The sequence below is a fragment of the Catellatospora tritici genome (genome assembly GCF_019083965.1).
In the GTDB taxonomy this organism is placed as follows: Bacteria; Actinomycetota; Actinomycetes; order Mycobacteriales; family Micromonosporaceae; genus Catellatospora; species Catellatospora tritici.
This window is the reverse complement of sequence record NZ_JAHRCY010000003.1, coordinates 502,349-520,554: the sequence shown is the minus strand read 5'-3', so window position 1 is coordinate 520,554 and position 18,206 is coordinate 502,349. Positions and strand designations below refer to the sequence as shown.

The following is an 18,206-nucleotide window of genomic DNA, read 5'->3' as shown; positions in this document are numbered from 1 at the left end:
GGTGCCCACCATGCCCCTCGTACTCGTCGTGGAGGACGACCCCACCATTCGCGACGCCCTCGGCAACGCGCTCACCACCGCCGGTTACGCCGTGCAGACCGTCGGCACCGCGCTGCAGGGACTGCGCTCGCTCACCGGCGAGCACGGAGACCGCCCCGACCTGGTCATCCTGGACCTCGGTCTGCCCGATCTGGACGGAGCCGACGCGCTGCGGATGATGCGCGCCGTCAGCGACGTCCCCGTCATCGTCGCCACCGCCCGCCGGGGCGAGCACGACGCGATCCGTCTGCTCAACTCCGGCGCCGACGACTACATGACCAAGCCGTTCTCGGCCGCGCACGTCACCGCGCGGGTCGCGGCGGTGCTGCGGCGCACCCAGCCGCGCACCGAGACCCCCGACACGGTCGTGGAGATCGGGCCGCTGCGCCTGGACGAGCGCACCCGGACCGTCTCCTTCAACGGCGTCCCCCTCACCCTCACCCGCAAGGAGTACGACGTGCTGGCCTACCTCGCCGCCCGGGTCGGGCGCGTGGTGACCCGCCGGGAACTGTTCACCGAGGTGTGGCAGCAGCCGTTCGTCGGCGCCGACCAGACCCTCGACGTGCACCTGTCCTGGCTGCGGCGCAAACTCGGCGAGTCCGCCGCGCAGCCGCGGATGCTGCGGACGATCCGCGGCGTCGGCGTGATGCTGGTGCCCCCGTCGTGAGAGCGGTGCTGGCCCGCGGCACGCTCGCGGTGACGTCGATGGTGGCGCTGGCGTTCCTGGTGCCGCTGGCGTTGGTGACCAAGCAGATCGCCGCCGACCGCGCCCTGGTCGACGCTCGGCAGCAGGCCGCGGCCGCGGTCACCGCGATGACCGTGGCCGCCGACCGGGCCGAACTGGCCCGTGCCGTCGCCGCGACCGTCGCCGGGCCGCAGCACCGGATGGCGGTGCACCTGCCCGACGGCGAACCGCTGGGCGCCACCCACGCCCGGCCCGAGGACGTCGACGTGGTCGCCGCGCGCGGCGGGGCGCTCACCGTCGAGGTCACCGGCGGCGTGGTGCTGCTGCAGCCCGCGGCGCTGGACGGCGGTCGTACGGCGGTGGTGGAGGTGTTCGTGCCCGCCGACGACCTGACCCGTGGCGTGGCCACCGCCTGGTGGTCCATGGGCGTGCTGGCGACGCTGCTGGTCGCCGCGTCGGTGGTGCTGGCCGACCGGCTCGGCGCCCGGGTCGTGCGGGCCACCCGCTCGCTGGCCACCGCCTCCCGCGCCATCGGCGCCGGCGACCTGACCGTACGCGTGCGGCCCGATGGCCCGCCCGACCTGCTCGACGTCGGCGAGGCGTTCAACGCCATGGCCGACCGCCTCAACGCGGTGATCAATGACGAGCGCGAGCGCGCCGCCGACCTGTCGCATCGATTGCGCACGCCGCTGACCGCGCTGCACCTGGACACCGACGCGCTGCCGCCCGGCCCGGCCAGCGACCGCATGCGGCAGGCGGTGTTGGCGCTCGACGCCGAGATCGACGCCATCATCGCCGGGGCCCGCCGCACCGTCGCCGAACGCGCCGCCGAGCAGACAGACCTGGTCGACGTGGTCGCCGACCGTTTGGCGTTCTGGTCCGTGCTCGCCGAGGACCACGGCCGCCCCTGGCAGGTGCACGGCGCCGACGGCCCGGTCTGGCTGCCGGTGCCCCGCGCCGAGGTCATCGGCGCCGTGGACGCCCTGGTCGGCAACGTATTCCGGCACACCCCGCAGGGCACCGGCTTCCGCCTGGAGGTCACCGGCAGCGGGCTGGTGGTCGAGGACGCGGGCCCCGGCATCGCCGACCCGGAGGCCGCGCTGCGGCGCGGCGTCAGCGGCGGCGGCTCGACCGGTCTGGGCCTGGACATCGTGGTCCGGGTCGCCCGTCAGGCGGGCGGGGCGGTGACGGTCGACCGCGGCGAACTCGGCGGCGCCCGCATCACGGTCACTCTCGCCCCCGCCACGCCGACCCCAGCCCTCGCCCCCACCCGCTTCCGCCGCGGCCTGCCCACCTGACCGCCCACCCGCCCTCGCCCGCCGGGCGGAGGCTGCAGTTTCGGGGAAACTGCGGGAAAGCGGCCCAGGATTCACGCACTTTCCCTGAAACTGCAGCCGATCTTGGGTGGCGCGACGACGGGCGCGCGTCCGTTCGCGGGCGCGCCGAGGCGCCCGGCACGGACGGCGGTGTCGCCAGGTGCCGGGCGCGGGCGGTGGATCAGGCGGCGTGGCCCGCCAGCAGCTCCGCGGCGGCCTGACCGCAGACCGCGGCCGCGCCGTACGTCGCCACGTGCGTCCCGCCCACCGGCTCCCCCGCCGGTACGCCCATCTCCACCACGACCGTGTCCGGTCGCGCCGCCACCACGCCGTGCAGCAGCTCACGCAGCCACGGGTGCCGGTGCGGATCCCGGCACACCAGCACCGGAGTGCCGCCGTTCAGCCCGGCCAGCACCTCCCCGACGGTGCTCTCCTCGCCGAGTCGGATCACCGTGGTGTCCGGCCGCAGCGCGCGCAGCGGCTCCCCGACCCCCCACGGCGTGCTCGCCTCGATGGCGAGGTTGGTGGCGGTGGTGAATTCGATGACGTGCGCGGGGCCGGGCAGCGGCAGCCGCTGCTCACCGCTGACGCGCAGGGCGCGGCGGGCGGCGTCCAGGCCGACGGTGGGCCGGTTGGCGGCCTCCCACTGGGCGGCGGCGGCGGCGCGGGCGGTACGCAGCGCGGCGCTGTCGGCGGCGAACGCGGCCACCCGCTCGGCGGCCTCGACCAGGCGGCTCTCGGGCAGTTCGCCGCTGACGACGGCGTCGACGATGGCGTTGCGCAGCAGTTCGACGGTGGCTTCGTCGGCGCGTTCGCCACCGACGCAGATGGCGTCGGCGCCGCCGGCGATGGCGAGCACGGCGGCGCCGCCGAGGCCGTACCGCTCGGAGACGGAAGCCATCTCGATGCCATCGGTGACGATGAGGCCGGTGAAGCCGAGCTGTTCGCGCAGCAGGTCGACGAGCACGGACGGGCTCATGGTGGCGGGGCGCTGCTGGTCGAGCGCGGGCACCAGCAGGTGCGCGGTCATGATCGAACGTACGCCCGCGTCGATGGCGGCCCGGAACGGCGGCAGTTCGACCAGCCCGAGCCGGGCGGCGTCGACCTCGATGATCGGCAGCCCGTGGTGGGAGTCGACGCCGGTGTCGCCGTGGCCGGGGAAGTGTTTGGCGCAGGCGGCCACGCCGGTGGATTGCAGACCGCGCACCCAGGCGGCGGTGTGCCGGGCGACCAGGGCCGGGTCGGCGCCGAAGGACCGCACCCCGATGACGGGGTTGTTCGGGTTGTTGTTGACGTCGGCGGTGGGCGCGTAGTTCATGGTGATGCCCGCGGCCGCGAGCTGCGCGCCGATGTCGGCGGCGACGGCCTCGGTCAGCGCCGGGTCGTCGACGGCGCCGAGGGCGTGGTTGCCGGGGCGGCGGCTGCCGGTGGCCACGTCGAGGCGGGTGACGTCGCCGGACTCCTCGTCGACGGCGATGACGATGTCGGGGTTCTCCGCGACCAGGGCCGCGGTCAGCGCCGCGAGCTGCACCGGTTCGACGATGTTGCGGGCGAACAGCACGACGCCGCCGAGGCCGTCGTTGAGTCTGCGGCGCAGCCACTCGGGCGGGGTCGTGCCCACGAAGCCGGGCTGCAGGACCGCGTCGGCCAACCGGAACAGGCCACGGTCGTGCAGCGGACGACGCGTCCCCGGCGCGGGGACGGCGGGCGCCGGGGACGTGCGGTGATCTGTCGTGGTCATGCGCGTGCAGCCCCCCGGTTCGGGTATGGAGGCCACAACACTATTACTAAAGTTTACTAATTAAAAGTACCTTCCACCGTGGGCTGCAGATCGGTACTCGGTGGATTCCACTGTCCGGCGCCCGCCTCGACCTGTTCGCCCGATCGGATGTCCTTCACCGTGTCGCTCGCCCCGTCCTGGCCCGGGAACCACACGTACGGGATGCCGCGCCGCTCGGCGAAGCGGATCTGCTTGCCGAACTTGGCCGCGTTGGGCGACACCTCGGTGGCGATGCCGCGCGAGCGCAGGGTCGCCGCGATGCGGTCGGCGGTGCGCCGATCCTCCTCGGCGGCCACCGCGACGACCACCACGGTGGGCACCGACCGGCTCGCGGTCAGCGCGTTCTCGCCGAACAGCGCGCCGAGCAGACGGCTCACCCCGATCGACAGCCCGACTCCGGGGAACCGGTCGTTGCCGGACTCGGCCAGGTTGTCGTAGCGGCCGCCCGAGCACAGCGAGCCGTAGCGCTCCAGCCCGGCCAGCTGCGTCTCGTATACGGTGCCGGTGTAGTAGTCCAGGCCGCGGGCGATCTTCAGCTCGGCCCGGCACAACCCGGGCGAGTGCTCGTTGGCCGCCTCGACGACCATGGCGAGCTCGGCCAGGCCCTCCTCCAGCAACGGATCGGTGACGCCGAGCTTGCGCACCTCGTCGACGAAGGACGCGTCCTGCGCCGAGATCTCGGCCAGGGCCAGGCACAGCTTGGCCTGCGACTCGGCCACGCCGAGGGTGGCCAGCTCGGCGATGACCCCGGCCGGGCCGATCTTGTCGAGCTTGTCCAGCACCCGCATCACGGCCTCGGGGTCCTCGATCCCGGCGCCGGTGTAGAAGCCCTGCAGCACCTTGCGGTTGTTGACCAGGATGGTCGCCTTCGGCACCGGCAGGCCCGCGAGCGCGTCGCCGATGACCAGCGGCAGCTCGGCCTCGTAGTGCGCGGGCAGGGTGTCGCGGTCGACGATGTCGATGTCGGCCTGGATGAACTCGCGGTAGCGGCCCGCCGCCGGGCGCTCGCCGCGCCACACCTTCTGGATCTGGTACCGGCGGAACGGGAAGTGCAGCTTGCCGGCGTTCTCCAGCACGAAGCGGGCGAACGGCACGGTCAGGTCGAAGTGCAGGCCGAGGCTGGCGTCGGAGGTGTCGTTCGGGTCGGCCTGCAGCCGCCGCAGCACGTACACCTCCTTGGAGGTCTCGCCCTTGCGCAGCAGCTGGTCCAGCGGTTCGACGGCGCGGGTCTCCAGCGACGCGAAGCCGTACAGCTCGAAGGTCCGCTGGATGCGCTCGATGAACCGTTGCTCGATGACGCGCTGCGCGGGCAGCCATTCGGGAAAACCGGACAACGGCATGATCTTGCTCATGAGGTGGGCTCCTGAAAGATGAAAAGTCGCGCCGATTACAGGCCGCGGCGGGGTCCGGGCGAACCCAGACCGCGCAGCCAGGGGTTGTGCGCGCGCTCACGGCCGATGGTGGTGGAAGGGCCATGGCCGGGCAGCACGACGGTCTCGTCGGCCAGCGTCAGCACCTTGTCGCGCAGGCTCGCCGCCATCAGCGCGTCGCTGCCGCCCGGCAGGTCGGTGCGACCGATGCCGTCGCGGAACAGCACGTCACCCGAGAAGCAGGTGGGCTCGCCGTCCGCGCCGGGCAGCCGGAACATCACCGACCCGCCGGTATGGCCCGGCGCATGGTCGACGGTGATCTCCAGCCCGGCCAGCGACAGCACGGCACCGTCCTTGAGCTCGGCGACGTCGTCGGGTTCGGCATACGGCAGGCGCCCGCCGAACATGGCGGTCAGATCCATCGACAGCGCCTTGGCCGGGTCGGCCAGCAGCTCCCGGTCGTCGGGGTGGATCCACGCGGTGATCCCGCGCGCGCCGCACACGGGCGCCACGGAGAAGGTGTGGTCGAGGTGGCCGTGGGTGAGCATCACCGCGGCGGGCCGCAGCCGGTGCTGGGCCAGCACCTCGTCGAGCCGGTCGACCACCCCGATACCGGGGTCGACCACGACGCACTGCTCCCCGGCGGCTGGGGCGACCACGTAGCAGTTGGTCCCGAACGCCTGTGCCGGAAAGCCCACGACAAGCACGACGACAATCCCCTTTCCCACTGGTACGGCCCAGCCTAGTGCTCGCGGCGGACGGGACCGGTCCCGGACACCCGACGGGTTCGCGCGACGCTGCTCACGCCTCGGAACTGATGATCGGTCATGTTCGGCGGACTCGCATAACCGTTTCCCAGCGTTTACCCGTACACTCGCTCGACGTGTGGCGCGGCCCACGCAAACCGATACGGCCACGGCCGACGGCGCGTGATACCGACACACCACCCCTAACGTGATAAAGGTGACACGGTGGCTTTGGCTGCCGCGGTCAATGGTGACAGGAGGAGTCGGGTGGCTTCGAGCAATACCCGGCAGCGCAAGCTGGCACGCGCCAAGGTCGACCGGCAACTCGTCCGGCGGGCCGAGTCGACGCGCCGCTCGCGGCAGCTCAAGGCGGTCTTCGGCGGTCTGCTCGCGATCGCGGTCGTCGCGGTTCTGGGCATGTGGAGCTTCGGTGTCTTCGACGCCAAGCCCGCGGAGACTCCCGTCGCCGAGACGTGCACCTGGGACCCGCGCGACACCGCGGCGAACACGCAGCTCAACGATGTGGGCAGGCCGGCGGCCAACGGCATGCCGACCTCGGGCACGTCGGCGATGACCATCGCGTTCAACAGCGGCAACGTGGTCGCCGAGCTCGACCGCGGCCTCGCGCCGTGCGCCGCGGCGAGCCTGAAGTACCTGGCCGACAGCGGGTACTACAACAACACCAAGTGCCACGAGATCACCCGTGGCGCCGAGCAGTTCGCGCTGCGCTGCGGTGACAAGTCGGAGTCGGGCAACGGCGGTGCCGCCTACGGCTGGTACCCCGAGAACCAGCCCGCCGAGGCCGCCCCGGCCGCGTCGGCGGACCCGTCGGCCGCGCCGTCGGCCAGCGCCTCGGCCGCCCCGAGCGCGTCGCCCAGCCCGGCCGCCGCGCCGCGCTACCCGGCCGGCACCATCGCGATGCAGCCGACCCTGACCGGCAGCCAGTTCCTGATCTTCTACCAGGACTCGAACACCACCGACACCTACTCCATCGTGGGCAAGGTGAAGGACGGGCTCGACGTGATCAAGAAGATCGCGGAGCAGGGCGCCATCGACAACGGCAACGGCGGCAAGACGAAGCCGAAGAAGGACGTCGTCATCACCACGCTGACCGTGGTCGACAGCACCGCGCCGGCGCCGTCGGATCCCGCCTCGCCGCAGGCGTCGGCGAGCGCCGCCCCCAGCGACAGCCCCAAGCCCACCGCGTCGGCTTCCGCCGCCAGTTGATCAGTTAGCAGGAGGACAGACCCGTGAGTTCCACGATCCAGCGCCAGCGTGCCGCGGCTCGCGCGCGGCTCGAGCGCCAGATGGGCGAACGGCTGGAGGAGTCGCGCAAGCGCAAGCAGCGCAACGCCGTGATCGGCGCCGGCCTGGCGCTGCTGCTCGTCGTCGGCGGTGTGGTGTGGGCAGTGACCGCCATGTCCGGCGACGACGACAAGGGCGCCGCCGCCGCCGGGGCCAGCCCCTCGCCGGTCGCCCAGCAGTGCGCCTGGGCGCCCGAGGACACGACGGCGAACAAGAACCTCAAGGACGTCGGCACGCCGCCCACCAAGGACATCGCCACCAAGGGCACCCAGACCATGACCATCGCCCTGAACTCGGGCACGGTCGAGGTCGAGGTCAACACCGCCAAGGCGCCCTGCACCGCGGCCAGCATGACGTACCTGGCGTCGAAGAAGTTCTTCGACAACACCAAGTGCCACCGCCTCACCACCGAGGGCATCAAGGTGCTCCAGTGCGGCGACCCGAGCGGCACCGGCATGGGCGGCCCGTCGTACAAGATGGCCGAGGAGAACCTGCCCAACGTCACCGACCCGACCACGGCGTACCCGCCCGGCACCATCGCCATGGCGAACACCGGCCAGCCCGGCAGCACCGGCAGCCAGTTCTTCATCGTGTACGACACCAGCCAGCTCGGCCCGAACTACACCGTGCTCGGCAAGGTCACCAAGGGCCTGGACGTGGTCAAGAAGATCGGCGAGACCGGTGCGGTCAAGGACGGCAAGTCCGCGCCCGACGGTGAGCCGAAGAACCCGGTCACCATCACCTCGCTGACGGTCACCCCGCCCAGCGCGAGCTGACCCACGCACCACACCGCGAGCAGGGCGGGCCCGTCGACGGGCCCGCCCTGCTCCGTGTCCGGCACCGGTCGCGACCGGCCAGGAGAGCGAAGACGAGCGATATCGCGCTACGCTGCGGTCCCCCGCCGACAGGAGACGTTTCTCGTGGCCACTCCACCCTGGACCCCTGAGCCCAACCAGTTCACCGCCCCAACGCCGCAACGCCGGGGCACCCGTGTCTGGGTGATCGTCGTGGTCGTCTCCGCCATCGTCGCCCTGCTGCTGTGCCTGGTCGGCGCCGCGGTCGTCCTGCTGCTGCGCGTCGGCGACGCGGTCGACGAAGCCGCCGGCCCTCAAGCCCCCCGGGCGCCCCTCGGGCAGTCCGCACCGGCGGCGCCCGCCGGAACGGCGTTGTGCAAGTGGCAGCCGAGCAGCGTCCCCGGCTACGACCGGGAGGTCGGCACCCCGTCGACCACCGTCCCCGCCCGGGGCAGCCAGACCATGACCATCAAGACCAACCGTGGCGTGATCACGATCGCGATCGACACGGCGAAGGCGCCCTGCACCGCGGCCAGCATGTCGTACCTCGCCTCGCACGGGTTCTTCGCCGGCAGCAGCTGCCACCGGCTCACCACCCGGGGCATCAGCGTGCTGCAGTGCGGTGATCCGACCGGCACCGGCATGGGCGGTCCGACGTACAAGTACGCCGACGAGAACCTGCCGAACGTCACCGACCCGACCAAGGCGTACCCGGTGGGCACGGTGGCCATGGCGGACACCGGCATGCCGGAGAGCACCGGCAGCCAGTTCTTCATCGTCTGGGGCCCCAGCGAGCTCGCGCAGGACTACACCGTGCTGGGCCGGGTCACCGCGGGAATGGACCTGGTGACGGCGGTCGGCCGGGCGGGCGCGGTGCGCGACGGCAAGGCGGCCGAGGACGGCACGCCGAAGCTGCCGGTGCTGATCAACACGATCACGATCACGGACCCGGCCTGATCTGACCCGATTCGACCTAGAATGGGGACGAGAGGCAGGTGTGGACATGACATTTCTGCTGTGGATCCTCGCCGTCATCCTGGTCGTCGCCGGCATCTTCGCGCTGGTGCGACGCCAGATCCTCTGGGGCATCGTCCTCATCGTCATCGGGCTGCTGGTCGGCCCAGGTGGGGTGAGCATTTTCACCCACTGACGCAGCAGGCGCCCGCGACACGTTCGCGGGCGCCTTTGCTTGACCTACCGCGGGCGCCTTTGCTTGACCTACCCGGGCTCAGGCGCCGGAGGTCACCCGGTAGGCGTCCATCACGCCCTCCACGCCGCGTACGGCGTTGAGCAGGTGGCCCAGGTGCTTGGGGTCGGCCATCTCGAAACTGAACCGGCTCACCGCGATCCGGTCGCGGGTGGTGGTGACCGTCGCGGACAGGATGTTCACCCGCTCCTCGCTCAGCGCCCGGGTGATGTCGGCCAGCAGCTTGTGCCGGTCCAACGCCTCCACCTGGATCGCGACCAGGAACATCGAACCCGCGGTGGGTTTCCAGGTCACCTCGACCAGGCGCTCCGGCTGCGCCTTGAGGTCCGGGGTGTTCACACAGTCCTCGCGGTGCACCGAGATGCCGCCGGAGCGGGTCATGAACCCGTAGACCGCGTCGCCGGGCACCGGGGTGCAGCAGCGGGCCAGCTTGATCCAGACGTTGGAGACGCCCTGGACCTGGACACCGGGGTCGTGACCGGGCGCCCGGGTCCGGCTGGGCCGGGTGGGCACGGTGCTCTCGGCGATGTCGTCGATCGCGCCTTCCTCGCCGCCGTACCCGGCGACGAGGCGCTGCACCACCGACTGGGCCGACACCTGCCCCTCGCCGACCGCGGCGTAGAGCGAGGTGATGTCGCTCAGGTGCAGCTCACGCGCGATGGCCAGCAGGCCGCCCGCGGTCAGCAGGCGCTGCAGCGGCAGGCCCTGCCGGCGCATGGCGCGGGCCAGGGAGTCCTTGCCCGCGTCGATGGCCTCGTCGCGGCGCTCCTTGTTGAAGTACTGCCGGATCTTGGTGCGTGCCCGCGACGACTTGACGAAGCCCAGCCAGTCCTGCGTCGGCCCGGCCGATTCGGACTTCGAGGTGAAGATCTCCACCACGTCGCCGTTGGACAGCACCGACTCCAGCGGCACCAGCTTGCTGTTGACCCGGGCGCCGATGCACCGGTGCCCCACCTCGGTGTGCACCGCGTACGCGAAGTCGACCGGCGTGGAGCCGTTGGGCAGCGCGATGACCTCGCCCTTGGGCGTGAAGACGAAGACCTCCTGGCTGGACAGGTCGTGGCGCAGCGCGTCGAGGAACTCACCCGGGTCGGACGTCTCCCGCTGCCAGTCCAGCAGCTGCCGCAGCCAGGTCATGCCGTCGATGTGACTGGACGGGCCGACCACCGTCGAGGAGGAGCTCTTCGCGCCCTCCTTGTACTTCCAGTGCGCCGCGATGCCGTACTCCGCCGTGCCGTGCATGGCGTGGGTGCGGATCTGCATCTCCACCGGCTTGCCGTTGGGGCCGATCACGGTGGTGTGCAGCGACTGGTAGAAGTTCATCTTCGGCATGGCGATGTAGTCCTTGAACCGGCCGGGAACCGGTTGCCAGGCCGCGTGGATCACGCCGAGCGCCGCGTAGCAGTCGCGGACGGTGTCGACCAGGATGCGCACACCCACCAGGTCGTAGATCTCGTTGAAGTCGCGCCCGCGCACGATCATCTTCTGGTAGATCGAGTACAGGTGCTTCGGGCGCCCGGTGACCTTGGCGTTGATCTTCGAGCCGCGCAGGTCGGACTGCACCCGATCGGTGACCGCCCGCAGCAGGTTGTCCCGCTGCGGGGTGTGGTCGGAGACCAGCCGCTGGATCTCCTTGAACCGCTTCGGGAACAGGGTGGCGAAGGACAGGTCCTCCAGCTCCCACTTGACCGTGTTCATACCGAGGCGGTGCGCCAGCGGGGCCAGGATCTCCAGCGTCTCGCGCGCCTTCTGCTCCCGCTTGGCCTGCGGCAGGAACGTGAGCGTACGCATGTTGTGCAGCCGGTCGGCCAGTTTCACCACCAGCACGCGCGGATCCTTGGCGGTGGAGACGACCATCTTGCGGATCGTCTCGGCCTTGGCCGAGTCGCCGAGCTTCACCTTGTCCAGCTTGGTGACGCCGTCGACCAGCAGCGCGACCTCGTCGCCGAAGTCGGCGCGGGCCTGCTCCAGCGTGTAGGGCGTGTCCTCGATGGTGTCGTGCAGCAGCGCCGCGACCAGCGTGGTGGTGTCCATGCCGAGGTCGGCCAGGATGCTCGCCACCGCCAGCGGGTGCGTGATGTACGGGTCGCCGGACTTGCGGAACTGGCCCTCGTGCCACTGCCGGGCCGTCTCGTACGCCTTCTGCAGGACCTTGATGTCGGCCTTGGGGTGCGCGGCACGGTGGGCCGCGATCAGCGGCTCCAGCTCCTCACTGACACTGGCCGACTGCCAGGGCGCGTTGAAGCGCGACAGGCGCGCCCGCACCCGCCGCCCCGACGGGACGGTGCTGAACATGCCGAGCTGGTTGGTGCCGGGCGCGGCCCGCACCTCCGGCGCGGCGCTGCCGTCCTCGGCGGGCGCCGTGGCCACCGGCTGGTCGGCCGCGGCCTTGGCGGCCACACCGCTAGCGGCCGTGTCACCGGTGGAGTTGGCCGAGGCACCCTTCGTCGCCTTGGCCGGGGCACCGCCGCCGGCCTGCGCCGATTCGGCCACGGCCACGTTCGGGGCGACTTCGGAAGACAACGGCCGCTCCTTCAGAAGAGGTTCGGATAGCCCATGCTACCTGGGATCGTGCGCGTCGGCTCAGCTCAGACCCGCAGCAGTGCGTGTACGGGCCGTCCGGTCAGCCTTTCGCGGCCGTTCAGGAAACCCAGCTCGATAAGCACCAGGAATCCGGCCACCTGCCCGCCGGACCGCTCGACCAGGTCCAGCGTCGCTTCGGCGGTGCCACCGGTGGCCAGCACATCGTCCACGACCAGCACCCGCTGGCCGGACGTGAACGAGCCCTCGCTGATCTCCAGCGTAGCCTGGCCGTACTCCAGCGCGTACGAGGCGGAGTGGGCAGGTCGGGGAAGTTTGCCCGCCTTGCGGACCGGGACGACGCCCTTGCCCGCCGCGTAGGCCACCGCGGCGGCGATGACGAAGCCGCGTGCCTCCACCCCCACCACCACGTCGAAGGTGTCCGCACCGTAGTGGTCCACGATCACGTCGATCAGCTCGCGGAAGGCCGGCCCGTCGGCGAACAGCGGGGTGAGGTCCTTGAACATGACCCCAGCCTGCGGGAAGTCGGGCACGTCGACGACCAGTTCGGCCACGCGCGCCGCAGTGGCCGGACCGCTGTCACCCTGCAGCACATCGTTCGTCACGCGCTCACCCTAACGGCAACCGGCCAGACGGTGCCGCCCGGGACACACGGGACAGGCCCGGCACCTCGAGGGGTGCCGGGCCTGTGGGTGAAACGTGCGCGTCAGCGACGCTTGCTCGTCGGGCGGCCGCCCGGACGGACCGGCTTGGCCCCGGCCTTCGGCGCCGAGGTGGCGCCGACGACGACCGGCTGACCCGGGACGTCGGCCGACTTGGCCACCGCCGCCCGACGGGCGCGCACCCGCTGGGTGTGGTTGATGATGACCGGGTCCATCTCCTTCAGCCACACCAGCACCGGGGTGGCGAAGAACAGGGACGAGTAGACCGCCATGCCCATACCGATGAACAGCACCAGGCCCAGGTCCTTCAGCGTGCCCGCACCCAGCAGGCCGGCGCCGATGAACAGCAGGCCGCCGACCGGCAGCAGCGCCACCAGCGAGGTGTTGATCGACCGCATGAAGGTCTGGTTCAGCGCCAGGTTCGCCGCCTCGGCGTACGTCGTGGTGCTGGAGCCCGTGATGCCACGGGTGTTCTCCTGCACCTTGTCGAACACGACGACGACGTCGTAGAGGGCGAAACCGAGGATGGTGAGGAAGCCGATCACGGTCGACGGCGTGACCTCGAAGCCGACCACGGAGTAGACCGCGGCGGTGGCGACCAGGTCGAAGATGAGCGAGGCGACCGCGGCCGCGGCCATCCGCCACTCGAACCGGATGATCAGGTACGCGGTGACCACCAGCAGGAAGATGCCCAGACCCAGCAGCGCCTGCTGCGTGACCTGCTCACCCCACGCCGGGCTGACGACGTCGTCGCTGATCGCCTTCGGCTCGATGTTGAGCTTCGTGGCGATGGACTCCTTGACCGTCTTGGCCTGCTCGGTGTCCAGCGCCGAGGTGCGGATCAGGTAAACGGCGTTACCGATCTGCTGCGCCGGAACAAGCGTCGCGTCGGGCTTGACCGCCTTGACCGCGTCGTCCACGGTGCGCTCGACGTCGGCCAGCGAGCCGGCCGAGACCGGCACCTGGAACTGGTTGCCGCCGGAGAACTCGATACCCGGCTTGAAGCCGATCAGCACCAGGCTGAGCACTGCCAGCAGCAGCACGCCGCCGGCCACGCCGAACCACAGCTTGCGCCGCTCGACGATCTTGAGTCCGGCCTCACCGCGGTAGAGGCGGGATGCGAGACCACTCATGCCTTAGCCTCCTTGGCTTCGTGCAGCACGCGGCCGAGGCCGCTGACGCGCGGGGACAGGAACGCGTCGGTGCGGGCGAACAACGCCATGATCGGGTAACGGAACAGGAACACCACGATCAGGTCGATCAGGGTCGCCAGACCCAGCGCGAAGGCGAAGCCCGCCACCGCGCCGGTGGAGACCAGGTACAGCACCAACGCGGCCAGCAGCGAGATCGCGTTGGCGGTGAGGATGGTGCGACGCGCCCGGGTCCAGGCCCGCTGGACCGCGCTGCGCGGAGCACGACCCTCGCGGATCTCGTCCTTGAGTCGTTCGAAGTAGATGACGAACGAGTCGGCCGCGACACCCAGTGACACGATGAAGCCCGCGATACCGGCCAGGCTGAGCGTGAAGCCCATGGTCCGGCCGAGCACCACCAGCGCCAGGAAGGTCAGCACCGCCGACAGCGCCAGCGACAGGGTGATGACCGTGCCGAGCAGGCGGTAGTAGAAGAACGAGTAGATCACGACCAGCAGCAGGCCGATGCCCGCCGCCAGCAGACCCGCCTGCAGGTGCTCGCCACCCAGGGTCGCCGTGATGGTCTGCGTCTCCTGCGGCTCGAAGGTCATCGCCAGCGAGCCGTAGGTGATGCCGTCGGCCAGCGCCTTGGCGGTGTCGACGGTGAAGTCACCGGTGATCTGCGACCGGTCGGTCAGCACGCCCTGGATGGCCGGCGCCGAAAGGATCTTGTTGTCGAGCACCACCGCGACGCGGCACCGGCCGTCGGTGTCGACCGCAGCCGGGTCGCACTTCGGATCGCCGGTGTTGTTGAACGCTTCCTTGGTCAGGTTGGTCCACTTGTCCTGGCCCGCACCGGAGAAGGTCAGGTTGACCACCCAGCGGCTGGTGCCCTGCTCGATGCCCGCGGTGGCCGTGTCCACGTCGGTGCCGGCGACCTTGGCCACGTCCAGCAGGTTCTTGCCGACGCCGTCACAGGCGACGACCTTCTTGCTCGCGTCACGGATCGAGCCGGCCACGCGGCCGTCCAGCTTGTCGCAGGTCACCTGCGGCACGTAGAACTGGATCTCCGTCGGCAGGACGCCGACCTCGTTCGGGCTCAGGTCTGCGAACGGCTTGAGCGCCTGGATCGCGGCGGCGTCGGTCGGCACGGCGGTCAGCGCCTTGGCCGCGTCCCACGCGGCCTTGCCGACCTTGGCCTGCACCTGCGCCTCGGTCACCGGAGCCTTGGGGTCCTGCGCGGCCGGGGTCGCCGCGGGCGAGGCCGAGGCGGACGGGCTCGCGCTGGGCGCGGCGGCCATCGCGCCGCCGCCGCCGGACCCGGAGGCCTTGGGCGACGGGGTGCCGGAGGCGCTCGGCTTGGCCGAGGCCGACGGGCTCGTCGAGGCGGAGACCGACGGGCTCGGCGCCGGGGCGGTCGCCGCGCCGCTGCCGTCGGTCACGTTGATGACCTTGCGGAAGAACAGCTGCGATGCCTGGCCGACATCGCGGATCGCGTCGTTCTCCTTCTTCGCGACCTGGATCACGATGAGGTTGTTGCCCTGGGTGACGACCTGGGCCTCGGACACGTTGAGCGCGTCGACGCGGTCCTGGATGATCAGGCGGGCCTGCTCCAGCTCTTCGGGCTTGGGCGGAGCCCCGTTGTCAGTCACTGCCTTGAGGGTGACCCGCGAGCCGCCGACGAGGTCGAGTCCGAGCTGGGGGGCCAGGCGGTCACTGAAGCCGCCCTTTCCGCCGAACCAGGCCAGGCTGGCGAGGATGACGAAGATGGCGCCGAGCAAGGCGAGTTGCCGCCCGGGGCGCATCTGTCCCTGAGGTGGTGCCACGGCTGTCGAGTCCTTCTGGGAATGGGTGTCGGATGGGAGTACGCCACGGCCGGGACGCGGCCGTGGCGTGGGGGTTCCTTACTTGTCTTCCTGCACGGGGTTGTCCACCACGTGCTCGGTCGGTGCGGTCGTCTGCGAGACCACGCGACCCACGGCCTGACGCGCGTAGCGCGCGGTGACACCGGGCGAGATCTCCAGCGTGACGCTCTCGTCGTCGACGCCCACCACCGTGCCGTACAGGCCGCCGATCGTGATGATCTTGTCGCCCGCGCCGAGCGCCTTCTGCATCGACTCGGCCTCCTTGCGGCGCTTGGACTGCGGCCGGATGAACATGAAGTACATCAGGCCGAAGAGAAGCGCGATCATGAGGAGCGGAGTCCAGCCCCCGCCGCCCGATGAACCACCCACGATGTGACCTTTCCACATGGCCCCGCGGCGCAGCCTCGCGCGCCGTCGGTGGCGACTGTCGTCCGTTCGGACCGCGCGAAGTCTAGTCGGTGTGCTGACGATCGCACACTTGCGGTGCGGATCACGTTAAGATCACGGCCCGGCCAGGTGGTCAGGTGTCCGGCTGACTGTCGGCGGAGAACAGGTCGGGTACCCCGGTGGTACCTGACCCGAAAGTACCATTCGGGGGATTTTTCCCGAGATGCCGCCACGCACCGGCGGTGGCGACCCGGCCCCGGGGCGTACGCGCGAGCAGGCCCGCACGCACCAGAAATGGTTCCACCACCTCCTCGACCGTGTCGGGTTGCTCACCCACAGCGACCGCCAGCGTGGACAGACCCACCGGTCCGCCGCCGAACAGTTCCACCAGGGCGACCAGCACCGCGCGGTCCAGCCGGTCCAGGCCCGCGTCGTCGACGTCGTACACCTTCAGCGCCGCGCGGGCGGCCGACACCGTGACCACGCCGTCGGCCCGCAGCTCGGCGTAGTCGCGCACCCGGCGCAGCAGGCGGTTGGCGACACGCGGTGTGCCGCGCGAGCGCCCGGCGATCTCGACGATGCCCTCGGTGGTGGCGGCCACCCCGAGAATCCGCGCCGAGCGCTGCAGCAGCACCGCCAGCTCGGCTGAGCTGTAGAACTCCATGTGCCCCACGAAACCGAACCGGTCGCGCATCGGCCCGGTCAGCAGGCCCGCCCGGGTCGTCGCGCCGACCAGCGTGAACGGCTCCAGATCCAACGGGATCGCGGTGGCGCCCGGCCCCTTGCCGACCATCACGTCGACCCGGAAATCCTCCATCGCGCTGTAGAGCAGCTCCTCGGCGGGCTTGGCGATGCGGTGGATCTCGTCGATGAAAAGCACGTCCCCGGCCTGCAGGCTGGTGAGCACGGCCGCCAGGTCGCCGGAGCGCTCGATCGCCGGGCCGGAGGTCATCCGCAGGGCGCCGCCCAGCTCGGCCGCCACGATCATGGCCAGGGTGGTCTTGCCCAGGCCGGGCGAGCCGGAGAACAGAATGTGGTCGGGCGGGGTGCCCCGGCGCATCGCGCTGTGCAGCAGCACTTCCAACTGCTCACGCACGCGCTCCTGGGCGACGAACTCGGACAGCCGCTTCGGGCGCACCGACGCCTCGGCGTCGCGCTCCTCGGGCGAGGCCAGCGCGCTGACCAGTGAATCGGTCATCGCGACTTGCCCAGCATCCGGATGGCCTGGCGCAGCAGGTCAGGGATCGGCGGCACGGTGCCGTCGATGGTCTCGGCCACCGCCGACACCGCCTGCTCGGCCTGCGCGGCGCTCCAGCCCAGGCCGATGAGGCCCTGGCGGACCTGCTCGGTCCAGGCAGTCGGGCGGCCGCCCTGCACCGGTACGGCCGAAACCGGACCGATCTTGTCGCGCAGCTCCAGCACCAGGCGCTCGGCGCCCTTCTTGCCGATCCCCGGCACCCTGGTCAGCACGCCGGTGTCGCCGTGCGCGATCGCCGCCCGCAGCACGTCGGGAGTGTGCACCGCCAGCGCCGCCTGGGCCAGCCGCGGCCCCACCCCGGTGGCGGTCATCAGCAGCTCGAACAGTTGCTTCTCGTCGTCCTCGGCGAAACCGAACAGGGTCAGCGAGTCCTCCCGCACGATCAGCGTGGTGGCCAGCCGGGCGGGCTGGCCCACCCGCAGCGCCGACAGCGTGCCCGGCGCGCAGTGCACGCTCAGGCCGACGCCGCCCACTTCCACCACCGCCGTGTCCGCGCCGACCGCGGCCACCACCCCGGCAACACTCGCGATCATCGTGTCTCTCCTCGTGACGTCGCCTTGCGAACGGCCTCACCCAGGCGGTCACGGGTGCCGCCGCGCCAGATGTGGCAGATGGCCAGCGCCAGCGCGTCGGCGGCGTCCGCCGGTCGGGGCGGGGCGTCCAGCCGCAGCAGCCGGGTGACCATCAAGGTGACCTGTTTCTTGTCGGCCTGACCGGAGCCGGTCACGGCCGCTTTCACTTCGCTGGGAGTGTAGGTGCGCACCGGGAGCCCGGCTCGCGCGGCCGCCAGCACCGCCACCGCCGCCGCCTGCGCGGTGCCCATCACCGTGCGCACGTTGTGCTGGGCGAACACCCGCTCGACCGCGACGCTGTCGGGCTGGTGGATCCGGATCAGCTCGGCCAGGCTGGTGTCCAGGTGCAGCAGCCGGTCGGCCAGGTCCAGGTCTGGGTCGGAGGTGACCACCGTGTAGTCGACCATCGCGCACGGGCGGCCGGGCACGCCCTCCACCACGCCCACGCCGCATCGGGTCAGTCCCGGGTCGACGCCGAGCACCCGCCGCTGCCGCACCTGCACCTGTGGTCACTCCCGTCGCCGTACGTGTGTACGACACCCTAGTGGA

At 71.2% G+C, this 18,206-nt stretch carries 17 protein-coding genes; 6 read left to right on the top strand and 11 right to left on the bottom strand.

The window, feature by feature from the left end; genetic code table 11:
• The first annotated feature begins 10 nt into the window (after positions 1–10).
• Both KUA19_RS09495 and KUA19_RS09490 read left to right on the top strand, forming a co-directional pair.
• Positions 11–706, top strand: a complete 696-nt coding sequence (locus KUA19_RS09495; protein WP_217395755.1) for a response regulator transcription factor — start codon at positions 11–13, stop codon at positions 704–706.
• On the top strand, positions 703–2,022 hold the full coding sequence (locus KUA19_RS09490; protein WP_308167399.1) for a HAMP domain-containing protein: 1,320 nt from the start codon (positions 703–705) through the stop codon (positions 2,020–2,022). Before KUA19_RS09495 ends, KUA19_RS09490 begins: the two co-directional genes overlap by 4 nt.
• Before the next feature lie 199 nt (positions 2,023–2,221).
• Here KUA19_RS09490 and KUA19_RS09485 read toward each other — a convergent pair whose 3' ends face one another.
• The 3 genes from KUA19_RS09485 to KUA19_RS09475 are packed head-to-tail and all read right to left on the bottom strand — an operon-like array spanning position 2,222 to position 5,897.
• Positions 2,222–3,781 carry a glycoside hydrolase family 3 protein gene (locus KUA19_RS09485; protein ID WP_217395754.1) on the bottom strand — a complete coding sequence of 520 codons (1,560 nt, stop codon included), beginning with the start codon at positions 3,779–3,781 and terminating at the stop codon, positions 2,222–2,224.
• A 56-nt stretch (positions 3,782–3,837) separates the two neighbouring features.
• Complete coding sequence (gene hisS / locus KUA19_RS09480) at positions 3,838–5,172, bottom strand: histidine--tRNA ligase (protein ID WP_217395753.1); 1,335 nt, start codon at positions 5,170–5,172, stop codon at positions 3,838–3,840.
• Positions 5,173–5,207: 35 nt separating this feature from the next.
• A complete protein-coding gene (locus KUA19_RS09475) occupies positions 5,208–5,897 on the bottom strand; it encodes an MBL fold metallo-hydrolase (protein WP_217395752.1) in 690 nt (229 codons plus the stop codon).
• 306 nt (positions 5,898–6,203) lie between these two features.
• Between KUA19_RS09475 and KUA19_RS09470 the strand changes: the two genes are divergently transcribed.
• The 4 genes from KUA19_RS09470 (at position 6,204) to KUA19_RS09455 (ending at position 9,185) form a co-directional block, all read left to right on the top strand.
• Positions 6,204–7,163: a peptidylprolyl isomerase gene (locus KUA19_RS09470; protein ID WP_217395751.1), complete on the top strand. Its 960-nt coding sequence runs from the start codon at positions 6,204–6,206 to the stop codon at positions 7,161–7,163.
• A 23-nt stretch (positions 7,164–7,186) separates the two neighbouring features.
• Positions 7,187–8,017: a peptidylprolyl isomerase gene (locus KUA19_RS09465; protein ID WP_308167398.1), complete on the top strand. Its 831-nt coding sequence runs from the start codon at positions 7,187–7,189 to the stop codon at positions 8,015–8,017.
• A 144-nt stretch (positions 8,018–8,161) separates the two neighbouring features.
• On the top strand, positions 8,162–8,992 hold the full coding sequence (locus tag KUA19_RS44470) for a peptidylprolyl isomerase (protein ID WP_217395750.1): 831 nt from the start codon (positions 8,162–8,164) through the stop codon (positions 8,990–8,992).
• A gap of 46 nt (positions 8,993–9,038) precedes the next feature.
• A complete protein-coding gene (locus KUA19_RS09455) occupies positions 9,039–9,185 on the top strand; it encodes a GPGG-motif small membrane protein (protein ID WP_217395749.1) in 147 nt (48 codons plus the stop codon).
• Between the two features lie 78 nt (positions 9,186–9,263).
• Here KUA19_RS09455 and KUA19_RS09450 read toward each other — a convergent pair whose 3' ends face one another.
• From KUA19_RS09450 to ruvC, 8 genes are all read right to left on the bottom strand, one after another.
• The gene (locus KUA19_RS09450) at positions 9,264–11,537 is read right to left on the bottom strand and encodes a RelA/SpoT family protein (RefSeq protein ID WP_254549133.1); all 2,274 of its coding nucleotides are present in this window, start codon (positions 11,535–11,537) and stop codon (positions 9,264–9,266) included.
• Positions 11,538–11,830: 293 nt separating this feature from the next.
• Positions 11,831–12,388 carry an adenine phosphoribosyltransferase gene (locus tag KUA19_RS09445; RefSeq protein ID WP_217395748.1) on the bottom strand — a complete coding sequence of 186 codons (558 nt, stop codon included), beginning with the start codon at positions 12,386–12,388 and terminating at the stop codon, positions 11,831–11,833.
• A 101-nt stretch (positions 12,389–12,489) separates the two neighbouring features.
• Positions 12,490–13,578 (bottom strand): protein translocase subunit SecF, encoded by a 1,089-nt coding sequence (secF, locus tag KUA19_RS09440; protein WP_217395747.1) that lies wholly within the window; start codon positions 13,576–13,578, stop codon positions 12,490–12,492.
• Positions 13,575–15,380: a protein translocase subunit SecD gene (secD, locus tag KUA19_RS09435; protein WP_217395868.1), complete on the bottom strand. Its 1,806-nt coding sequence runs from the start codon at positions 15,378–15,380 to the stop codon at positions 13,575–13,577. Before secD ends, secF begins: the two co-directional genes overlap by 4 nt.
• 99 nt (positions 15,381–15,479) lie before the next feature.
• Entirely contained in the window at positions 15,480–15,767 is a 288-nt protein-coding gene (yajC, locus tag KUA19_RS09430) for a preprotein translocase subunit YajC (RefSeq protein WP_217395746.1), read from the bottom strand.
• A 193-nt stretch (positions 15,768–15,960) separates the two neighbouring features.
• Positions 15,961–17,025: a Holliday junction branch migration DNA helicase RuvB gene (gene ruvB, locus KUA19_RS09425; protein ID WP_217395745.1), complete on the bottom strand. Its 1,065-nt coding sequence runs from the start codon at positions 17,023–17,025 to the stop codon at positions 15,961–15,963.
• Entirely contained in the window at positions 17,022–17,618 is a 597-nt protein-coding gene (gene ruvA, locus KUA19_RS09420; protein WP_217395744.1) for a Holliday junction branch migration protein RuvA, read from the bottom strand. Before ruvA ends, ruvB begins: the two co-directional genes overlap by 4 nt.
• Entirely contained in the window at positions 17,615–18,154 is a 540-nt protein-coding gene (ruvC, locus tag KUA19_RS09415; RefSeq protein WP_217395867.1) for a crossover junction endodeoxyribonuclease RuvC, read from the bottom strand. Before ruvC ends, ruvA begins: the two co-directional genes overlap by 4 nt.
• Positions 18,155–18,206 lie beyond the last annotated feature (52 nt).

Coding starts and splice junctions, on each gene's coding strand:
- secD (WP_217395868.1), bottom strand. CDS start 15,380: ATGCGCCCCGGGCGGCAACTCGCCTTGCTCGGCGCCATCTTCGTCATC.
- KUA19_RS09450 (WP_254549133.1), bottom strand. CDS start 11,537: ATGTTCAGCACCGTCCCGTCGGGGCGGCGGGTGCGGGCGCGCCTGTCG.
- ruvB (WP_217395745.1), bottom strand. CDS start 17,025: ATGACCGATTCACTGGTCAGCGCGCTGGCCTCGCCCGAGGAGCGCGAC.
- KUA19_RS09455 (WP_217395749.1), top strand. CDS start 9,039: ATGACATTTCTGCTGTGGATCCTCGCCGTCATCCTGGTCGTCGCCGGC.
- yajC (WP_217395746.1), bottom strand. CDS start 15,767: ATGATCGCGCTTCTCTTCGGCCTGATGTACTTCATGTTCATCCGGCCG.
- KUA19_RS09495 (WP_217395755.1), top strand. CDS start 11: ATGCCCCTCGTACTCGTCGTGGAGGACGACCCCACCATTCGCGACGCC.
- KUA19_RS09485 (WP_217395754.1), bottom strand. CDS start 3,781: ATGACCACGACAGATCACCGCACGTCCCCGGCGCCCGCCGTCCCCGCG.
- hisS (WP_217395753.1), bottom strand. CDS start 5,172: ATGAGCAAGATCATGCCGTTGTCCGGTTTTCCCGAATGGCTGCCCGCG.
- secF (WP_217395747.1), bottom strand. CDS start 13,578: ATGAGTGGTCTCGCATCCCGCCTCTACCGCGGTGAGGCCGGACTCAAG.
- ruvA (WP_217395744.1), bottom strand. CDS start 17,618: ATGATCGCGAGTGTTGCCGGGGTGGTGGCCGCGGTCGGCGCGGACACG.